This window comes from Microvirga sp. P4_G7 (assembly GCF_056401005.1).
Genome location: NZ_JBFUKD010000438.1, coordinates 1 through 3,283 on the forward strand (window position 1 = coordinate 1; position 3,283 = coordinate 3,283).

A 3,283-nucleotide genomic window follows, 5' to 3' on the forward strand; every position below is an offset into this window, starting at 1 on the left:
GGCTTCCGGGTGCTCGAGCAATCCACGAGCCGCGTCGCCGTCCTGAATTTCAATCCGGCCGCCGCTCCCGCGGACAAGCCTCAGTTCCGCAAGGCCGTGGCGTCAGCGGTCAATCGGGACGAGCTGATGAAGGGTCTCGTCAAGGGGCTGGGACAACCCGTCGGCTCCATCTTCGCCCCGGCGATCCAGAACCTCCCCACCAGCATGCCCGAGGGCTACGCGTATCAACTGGATGCGGCCAAAAAACTGGTCGAGGACCTGAGCCTRAAGGGTGCGTCTGTGGAAGTCGGAGGCCCCTCGGGGCGCTTCCCTCTCGACCGCGAACTTGCATCCGCCGTCGCCGCCCAGTTGCGCCGCGCCGGACTCGACGCGAAAGCACGGGTCACGGAATTCGGCACCTACGTGTCCGATATCAAATCGGGACGCGCGTCGCCCGTCTTCCTTCAGGTGCAAGGGAATGCCTGGTTCGATCCGGTGCCCCAGCTCGACGCCTTCTATCTGTCGGGAGGTCTCGGCTCGCCTTGGAAGGACCAGACCATGGACGGTCTGCTGGCGAAGACGTATCAGACGGCGAGCGACGCAGAACGCGCGGCGGCCGTCGGCGCGGTGGTGAAGCGACTCGATGAAGATGTGATGTCGGTGCCGCTGTTCTGTTACACGTATCTCCACGGAGCGACGGACAAGGTAGGATGGAAACCGCGCGCCGATGAGTTCATCTTCGCTTTCGAATTGACGTGACCACGGTCCGCCACCTCGCCTCGAAGACACTCATGAGTAAGTGAAGAGCATCATGAAGTTCGACAATCAGTCGTCCGGTGAAGCGCGTGTCATCGCGCAGATCGAGAACGGCTTTGATGGCTATCTGAACGACATCAAAGCCGCCATATCGCAGCCGAGCGTGAGCCGCAGCGGCGACGGCATGGCGGAGATGGCGGCGTGGGTCGAGTCATACATCCGCGGGCTCGGCGCGGAAGCGCGCCAAGTTCCGGGCGTCGATTGGCCGCTCGTCGAGGGCTATCTTCATGCGGGCGACGGCAAGCCGACGCTCCTCATCTACGACCTGTATGACGTCATGCCGGCGAGCGACCAGCCGGGATGGGAGACCCCTCCCTTCGAACCCTCGATCGTCGAAGGACCGGACGGGCGCAAAAGACTCGTGGGCCGAGGCGCCTTCAACTCCAAAACGCCGCTCGTCGGAACGCTGTGCGCCATCCACGCCTTCAAGGAGGCGGGCGTGGAGTTGCCGGTGAACCTGCGCTTCATGATCGAGGGCGAGGAAGAAGTCGGCAGCCGGACCTTGCCGGGCTACCTGAGGGACAACAAGGAAACGCTCTCGCAATGCGACGGCGCGCTGCTCCCTTACATGGGCACCAACATCGAGGGACAGCACATTCTCCGCCTGGGCTTCAAAGGCGTGAACATGCTGGAGTTCCGCGTCGCCGGGGGCGACTGGGGCGGACCGGTGGAGGGTGAAATTCACGGCTCCTGGCAGGCCCTTGTTGCCAATCCATGCTGGGAACTGATCGGCGCGCTGAGATCGTTGGTCGATCACAACGGCCGCGTCGCGATCGCAGGCCTCGACGCCCTCGTGCCGCCACCGACGGCGGACGATCACGCACTGATGGACGAGGTGGCGTCGAAGCTCGATTCAGATGTTTGGCGGCGCGAGCTCAAGGTCCGCCGCTTCAAGACGGACGAACCTGTCCGCGCGATGATCGAGCGCCTTCTGTTCAGTTGCACGATGAACATCGACGGAATTGAAGCGGGACGCCTCAAGGACGACGAGGTGCCGCCGACGCAGGTGCCCCGAATGGCTCGGGCGTTCTGCGATTTCCGGGTCGTGCCTGGCGTCGACGTGGAGAAGGCGCTGCGGTTAATTCGCGAGCACCTCGACCGCGAGGGGTATCCGCATGTGGAGATGATCACTCATTACAGCTACAAGGCATCGAAATGCTCGCACCGGGAGCCGCTGGCCCAGGCGATGATCGAGGCTTGCCGGAAGCATGGCGGCGAACTCATGATCTACCCGATGCATGCGGGCGCGGCGCCCTTGTTCCTCTTCTCGGAAATCCTCGGCATCCCGTGGATCTACGGCGGTCTCGGGCACGGCGGCGGGCCTCACGCTCCCAATGAATACGTCAATGTCGACGACGCTCTGCTCTTCATGAAATCCATGGCGAGCTTTCTGTTCGAATTCGCCGACGCGAAAGCGGATAGTGACCAACAGCGCGGCTGAGCGCGTTCATTCCGCCGGATGCGACGCCACTTCTGCCGCGGCGCGTGTAGGCTTTCCAAGCTTTCGGTCGATCCATTGGGATATGCTGCGGATCGTCACGTAGAACACGGGTGTCAGGAAAAGTCCGAAGACCGTCACGCCCAGCATGCCGGCGAACACGGCTGTGCCGAGCGACTGGCGCATCTCCGCCCCGGGCCCTGTCGCGATGACGAGCGGAACGACGCCGAGAATGAAGGCGAACGACGTCATGAGGATCGGACGCAGGCGCAGCCGGCACGCTTCTACGACCGCCGCGATGGGATCGAGGTGACGCTCCTCTTCCGCCTGCCGCGCAAACTCGACGATCAGGATCGCATTCTTCGCCGCGAGGCCGACGAGCACCACAAGGCCGATCTGTGTGAGGATATTGTTGTCCATTCCACGGATCATGACTCCGATGAGGGCAGACAGCACTGCCATCGGAACGACGAGGATGATCGCGATCGGAAGCGACCAGCTTTCATATTGCGCCGCCAATACAAGAAAGACGAAGAGCACCGAAAGCGCAAAGACGAATATTGCCGTATTGCCGGTCTGGCGTTCCTGGAACGCCAGTTCGGTCCACTCATAGGTCATGCCTTGCGGCAACGTCTCGCGGGCGAGCGTCTCCATCGTGTCGAGCGCCGTCCCGGAGGATACACCGGGTGCGGCGTCGCCCTGGAGAGGAACCGACGTATACATGTTGTAGCGCTGGATTAGTTCGGGACCCGTCACTTCGCGCATTTCAACGAGCGTTCCGAGCGGAACGAGTGCTCCCGTCGACGAGCGGACGCGCAATCGGTTGATATCCCGTTGATCCACGCGATATTGCTGGTCCGCCTGCGCCCGCACCTGCCAGACACGACCGAGAAAGTTGAAATCGTTGATATAGGCCGTCCCGAGGTTGACCTGCAGCGTTTCGAAGATGTTTGCGATCGGAACGTTGAGGATCTGCGCCTTGACGCGATCGATATCGAGATAGACCTGCGGTGAGCTCGCCGAGAACGTCGTGAAGACACCGGTCAGATT

3 protein-coding genes are annotated in these 3,283 nt (G+C 62.2%); 2 read left to right on the forward strand and 1 reads right to left on the reverse strand.

The features are described from left to right. A partial coding sequence (locus tag AC1DT3_RS15970; RefSeq protein WP_477466227.1) for an ABC transporter substrate-binding protein occupies nt 1-738 on the forward strand: 738 nt, incomplete at its 5' end. Between the two features lie 52 nt (nt 739-790). Beyond that, complete coding sequence (locus tag AC1DT3_RS15975; protein WP_477466228.1) at nt 791-2,236, forward strand: M20/M25/M40 family metallo-hydrolase; 1,446 nt, start codon at nt 791-793, stop codon at nt 2,234-2,236. A 6-nt stretch (nt 2,237-2,242) separates the two neighbouring features. On the opposite strand, the gene AC1DT3_RS15980 is transcribed toward AC1DT3_RS15975, so the two are convergent. Then, nucleotides 2,243-3,283 (reverse strand): efflux RND transporter permease subunit (locus tag AC1DT3_RS15980; RefSeq protein ID WP_477466229.1); only part of this gene is annotated, 1,041 nt, incomplete at its 5' end.

Excerpts from the sequence above, each read along its gene's own strand:
- AC1DT3_RS15975 (WP_477466228.1), top strand. The coding sequence starts at position 791 with ATGAAGTTCGACAATCAGTCGTCCGGTGAAGCGCGTGTCATCGCGCAG.